This window comes from Candidatus Magnetobacterium casense (genome assembly GCF_019173545.1).
Taxonomy (GTDB): domain Bacteria; phylum Nitrospirota; class Thermodesulfovibrionia; order Thermodesulfovibrionales; family Magnetobacteriaceae; genus Magnetobacterium; species Magnetobacterium cryptolimnobacter.
Window position 1 is genome coordinate 1 of record NZ_JABXWD010000256.1, and the last position, 5031, is coordinate 5031.

General features: G+C 49.6%; 7 protein-coding genes. All 7 read left to right on the top strand.

What is annotated here, in order from left to right; translation table 11 throughout:
• Positions 1-340: 340 nt before the first annotated feature.
• The 7 genes from HWQ67_RS12645 (at position 341) to HWQ67_RS12675 (ending at position 4538) form a co-directional block, all read left to right on the top strand.
• Entirely contained in the window at positions 341-610 is a 270-nt protein-coding gene (locus HWQ67_RS12645) for a hypothetical protein (protein ID WP_218253051.1), read from the top strand.
• On the top strand, positions 591-845 hold the full coding sequence (locus HWQ67_RS12650; RefSeq protein ID WP_218253052.1) for a type II toxin-antitoxin system RelE family toxin: 255 nt from the start codon (positions 591-593) through the stop codon (positions 843-845). The genes HWQ67_RS12645 and HWQ67_RS12650 overlap by 20 nt, the downstream gene beginning before the upstream one ends.
• 47 nt (positions 846-892) lie before the next feature.
• Complete coding sequence (locus tag HWQ67_RS12655) at positions 893-1417, top strand: chemotaxis protein CheW (protein ID WP_218253053.1); 525 nt, start codon at positions 893-895, stop codon at positions 1415-1417.
• A gap of 8 nt (positions 1418-1425) precedes the next feature.
• Positions 1426-2301: a CheR family methyltransferase gene (locus HWQ67_RS12660; protein ID WP_218253054.1), complete on the top strand. Its 876-nt coding sequence runs from the start codon at positions 1426-1428 to the stop codon at positions 2299-2301.
• Positions 2291-2860 carry a chemotaxis protein CheD gene (locus tag HWQ67_RS12665; RefSeq protein WP_218253055.1) on the top strand — a complete coding sequence of 190 codons (570 nt, stop codon included), beginning with the start codon at positions 2291-2293 and terminating at the stop codon, positions 2858-2860. Before HWQ67_RS12660 ends, HWQ67_RS12665 begins: the two co-directional genes overlap by 11 nt.
• 43 nt (positions 2861-2903) lie before the next feature.
• Positions 2904-3965, top strand: a complete 1062-nt coding sequence (locus HWQ67_RS12670) for a protein-glutamate methylesterase/protein-glutamine glutaminase (RefSeq protein WP_218253056.1) — start codon at positions 2904-2906, stop codon at positions 3963-3965.
• 81 nt (positions 3966-4046) lie between these two features.
• Positions 4047-4538 carry a ferritin family protein gene (locus tag HWQ67_RS12675; RefSeq protein WP_218253057.1) on the top strand — a complete coding sequence of 164 codons (492 nt, stop codon included), beginning with the start codon at positions 4047-4049 and terminating at the stop codon, positions 4536-4538.
• Positions 4539-5031 lie beyond the last annotated feature (493 nt).

Genomic DNA, 5031 nt, shown 5'->3' on the forward strand with positions numbered 1-5031 from the left:
AAGGGGCGGTTTGTGGCAGGGGTGCCCCACCCCCTCCGCCCCCCTTCAGAACCCCCCGCAAGGGGAGGGGCGAGGCGCCCCGGCCACGAAGAAGTCCCCTTGACCCCTTCTTGCGAAACCTTTTACCATGCTTTTTTAAGAGGATACGGTTTTTTCAAGCATGATAATTGAGTGTTAAATAATGAGGTCAAGGGGGCCGCCCCTTTCTTTCTTGCCTTAAAGTATAGTTACCATGAAATATAAAGAGGATACTGATTTATCAGGTTTACTTGCAGGATAAAGCAATAGTTATATACAAATTATGTTAAATTTAATGTACCGGTAAGCAAAAGGAGGTAGCATGGCCGTAGAGACAGTACAAGAGCAAATACAAGAACAAGAACAAGAAGAAGATATAGATTTTCTACAGATCAAGGGATATATAACGGATAATCAGGGAAATAAGATATCCGCCATTGTTGACATTGAGGAGTTAAGACGTGTAGGGGAATTGATAGAGGATCACTACTGTATGAGGATACTGGCGGAGAGAAAAGACGAACCTACCGAGGACTATGAGGAATATAGTGCAAAAAGAAGGGCGGAATTTAATGTACAAACTGGTGCATAGCTCTAACGCCAAAAGAGATACACAGCATTTAGAGTGTCAGACATTCTTACGAATAGATGATGCTATAAATGCCTTGAAAGAAAACCCGTACCCCTATCCACAATCAAAAAAGCTGGTGGCATCAAAGATACGGAGATTACGCGTCGGTGATTACAGGATTTTTTATACGGTTGATGATGATGACGAGAAGATAGTAACCATATTGCATGTCTATCACAGAAGAGACGCATATTAGTCTTAAGTATGTTACAATAGTAAATATTATACACAGGAGGTAAGACGATGGCTGTAGCTAGTATCACAGAGACAATGCAGTACCTGACCTTTAAGCTGGCGGAGGAGGTGTTTGCCCTTGACATCACCAAGGTGAGGGAGGTGCTTGAGTTTAGTAGCGTGACCAAGATACCAAGGACACCGGTGTTTATGCGCGGGGTGATCAATCTGCGCGGCAGTGTGGTGCCGGTGATAGACATGCGGCTGAAGTTTGGCATGACCCAGACGCAGAAGTCTGTCAACACCTGCGTGATAATCGTGGAGATAACCCTCGGCGCTGAAAAAACGGTACTTGGCGCCCTGGTAGACTCCGTGCAGGAGGTCATTGAGCTTGAACCCGAAAAGATAGAGTCCCCTCCCAACATCGGTATGCACATGAGCACGGATTTTATCAAGGGAATGGGCAAGCGCGACGACGTCTTTATAATCATCCTCGATATTGACAGGATTTTTACGCTCGAGGAACTATCGGGGTTCCACAGTGCAGGCAATGCAGCGTCTGACCAGGAACACTCTGTAGCGTCAAACAACTAAGGAGAGCAATGGTAGAAGAGGTACAAGACGATATACGTTTTCTAAAGGCATCGCTGTCGGAGAAGGATTTCCAGCGCCTGAGTCATTTCGTCCACACGGAGGTAGGCATCAAAATGCCCCCGGCAAAAAAGACCATGCTGGAGGCCCGTCTGCAACGCAGGTTGCGCTCCCTGCAGATTAGGAACTTTACCGATTACCTGGATTTTGTCTTCAGCCCCGCAGGCTTTGAGAGTGAACTCGTACATCTCATAGACGCTATAACGACAAACAAAACCGATTTCTTCAGAGAGCCTCAGCACTTTGAATACCTCGTAAACAAGGCACTGCCGGAACTGATGAGGACACAAGGGGCCGGTATCAGACGCAAACTGATGGTCTGGAGTGCCGGCTGCTCCACCGGTGAAGAACCCTACACGATGGCAATGGTACTGAGCGAGTTCAGCGAAAAAAATGATACCGATTTTATGATTATCGCCACCGATATATCCACCAAGGTGCTGGACAAGGCCAAGTCCGCCATATACGAGGAAGAAAGGGTCATCCCCGTACCAAATAACCTCAAGAAAAAATACCTCCTCCGCAGCAAGGACAGGAGCAAGGGGCTAGTGCGGATTGTACCCGAATTACGCGAAATTATCAAGTTCAGACGCCTCAACTTCATGGACTCCGACTTCGGATTCCGTGAGACAATGGACGTGATATTCTGCCGAAACGTCGTGATCTACTTCGATAGAAAAACACAGGAACAGTTGTTGAATCGCTTTGCACGTTATCTGGCACGTGGCGGGTATTTGTTTATGGGACACTCGGAGACGTTAAACGGGCTTAACGTGCCCTTTGTCCAGGTGGCGCCAACCATCTATCGACTGCCTCATGGGCGTTGATGACTGCGAGGGCTTGCAGGAGAGGCTGCTACGGGATGGGCAGTGTAAACTGCCAGGACTATCCGGTCAATCCGGCCCGCCCCTGGTGTATCTTAATCCAGGGCAGGTGCTTATGACCAACAAACCAACGATTGTCTCTACGGTACTGGGTTCGTGTGTGTCGGTGACCATGTTTCATGCGGCCAGGTCCTATGGGGCCATTTGTCACGGTATGTTGCCCGATTGTAATGGCAGGGATTGCTACGATTGCGCTGAGAGACTCAAGTATGTCGAGTGTTGCGTGATGCACATGGCCAGACACTTTGAGAGGGTTGGCATCGGTCTCATGGGGGTTGATGTAAAGCTCTTTGGCGGGGCCGAGGTCCTGCCCTGTGGGAGCAAGGGCAGGAAACGAGACAGCGTCGGTAAACAGAACATCGAAGCGGCACACAAAATACTATCACAGTTGGGTCTTACACCTTCGGTTACGGATACGGGAGGTACAAACGGGCGTAAGATATTGTTTTACACCCACAGTGGTGATATCTATTTAAAGCGTCTCAGGCGACAGGTTTTATGATTGATATTCATATAGAAGTTTTAGCGAGGTCTTTAAAGAAATTATGAAAAAGATAAGAGTACTTATCGTGGATGACTCGGCGGTGGTGAGGCAGACGCTATCGGACATCCTGTCATCCGACCCGATGATCGAGGTCATGGCCACTGCCTCCGACCCCTTTGTGGCGGCCAAGAGGATACAGGACGAGGTGCCAGACGTTATAACGCTCGACGTTGAGATGCCACGCATGGACGGCATCACATTTCTGAAAAAACTGATGACTCAGCATCCCATCCCCGTAGTGATGTGTTCATCGTTGACCGACAAGGGTTCGGAGACCGCACTCAAGGCCATGGAGTATGGGGCAGTGGAGATAATCAACAAGCCCCGGCTTGGTACCAAGCAGTTTCTTGAGGAGTCCCGTGTGATGATATGCGACGTGATCAAGGCTGCTGCTAATGCCCGCGTTAGACGCCCGATGCCAGAACACAAGGTGGCGCCAAAGCTCACGGCCGATGCCATGTTGCCCAAACCCACGTCAAAGGCCATGATACAGACCACGGAGAAGATCATCATCGTGGGGGCGTCCACGGGCGGAACGGAGGCGTTGAGGGTTTTTCTGGAGGAGTTCCCTGTTGACTGTCCTGGGATCGTTATAGTGCAACACATGCCGGAGCACTTTACGGCCGCCTTTGCAAAACGCCTCGACGGCATATGCCGGATATCCATAAAGGAGGCGGCTGATAACGACTCCGTTGTCCGGGGCAGGGCGCTCATTGCCCCCGGTAACAAGCACACGCTGCTCAAGCGCAGTGGGGCACGGTACTTTGTTGAGGTCAAGGATGGTCCGCTGGTGAGTCGTCATCGGCCATCGGTTGATGTGCTCTTTCGGTCGGCGGCCAGGTATGCCGGCAAAAACGCCGTGGGTGTGATCATGACCGGCATGGGCGATGACGGCGCCCGAGGAATGCTCGAAATGAAAGAGTCAGGCTCTTACAACGTCGCACAGGATGAGGCCTCGTGTGTCGTCTTTGGAATGCCAAACGAAGCCATCAAGCGCAATGCCGTTGACAAGGTTCTCCCGCTGGACAGAATCACCAGAGAAGTCATGAGGCTCTGCGATTGACAACGGTAAACAAAAAAAAGATGCAAGCATCTTACATGAACCCTGATTTGATATTATCAGGATACTCAGGAGGTATAAAAAATGGAAAACGTCTCAATCCATGAGATCATAGAAATGGCGCTCAGAACGGAGAAACTCGGCTTTTCATACTACAGCGAACTTGCACAGAAGTTTAAGAAGAACGATGAATTACACGCCCTGTTTAATAAGCTCGCCGAAAACGAGGTTGCTCACGCCGCCAAGTTCACAAAGCTCAAGGAGTCCCTGCAGCAGGAGCAACTGGAAAACTGGCCGGAGGTATCTCAGTACATGAGGTCATACGTGGAATCAGCCTTTTTCATGGGGGCCAACAAGGCCGTCCCGCACATGCAAAACATACAAGACCCCAATGCTGCCCTGGGCCTTGCCATCGCCTTTGAAAAAGAAACCCTCCTGTACTTCTACGGCATGGCCGACGCCATCAAAGACAACAAAGACCGACACGTACTCGATGAGATAATCAAAGAGGAAAAAAGCCACATTGTAACCTTGAGCGACCTCAAGGAAAAACTCTCCAAGGCCGCAGGCAGGTAAAGACGTATCTGCTTAATCTCTCATGGTAATTATACTTTTAAGGCAAGCGAATAAGGAGGGCTGGCTCCACCCCCTCCCCCGCAAGGGAAGGGGCGAGGCGCAATCTTGTCGCAGCGGGGGGCGAGCCGCCCCTGGCTCAATTGTCGCACCCGCCCCGGCCACAAAGAAGTCCCCTTGACGCACTAACCAACTCTGACCGTTGACCGGGTAACGATCCGTTTGCCGTCCTCACTCCACTGCGACTTGACCGCAATGGCCGTGTCATATTACAATATGTGCATATTAAACACGTGCGGAATTGAAACATGTGAAGTACAGCGATTCTCAGTGAATTTGTAAAATGACTTTTTACAAGGATTTTACTGTGCGAATAAAAAATATTTTTGTATCCTCTTTATATTTCATGGTAACTACGCTTTTATGCATCATGGATTCCTGGTCAAGCCAGGAATGACACACTTGGAAAACGCCTGTAACTGTCATTCCTGCGAAA

Excerpts from the sequence above, each read along its gene's own strand:
- HWQ67_RS12645 (WP_218253051.1), top strand. The coding sequence starts at position 341 with ATGGCCGTAGAGACAGTACAAGAGCAAATACAAGAACAAGAACAAGAA.
- HWQ67_RS12650 (WP_218253052.1), top strand. The coding sequence starts at position 591 with ATGTACAAACTGGTGCATAGCTCTAACGCCAAAAGAGATACACAGCAT.
- HWQ67_RS12655 (WP_218253053.1), top strand. The coding sequence starts at position 893 with ATGGCTGTAGCTAGTATCACAGAGACAATGCAGTACCTGACCTTTAAG.
- HWQ67_RS12660 (WP_218253054.1), top strand. The coding sequence starts at position 1,426 with ATGGTAGAAGAGGTACAAGACGATATACGTTTTCTAAAGGCATCGCTG.
- HWQ67_RS12665 (WP_218253055.1), top strand. The coding sequence starts at position 2,291 with ATGGGCGTTGATGACTGCGAGGGCTTGCAGGAGAGGCTGCTACGGGAT.
- HWQ67_RS12670 (WP_218253056.1), top strand. The coding sequence starts at position 2,904 with ATGAAAAAGATAAGAGTACTTATCGTGGATGACTCGGCGGTGGTGAGG.
- HWQ67_RS12675 (WP_218253057.1), top strand. The coding sequence starts at position 4,047 with ATGGAAAACGTCTCAATCCATGAGATCATAGAAATGGCGCTCAGAACG.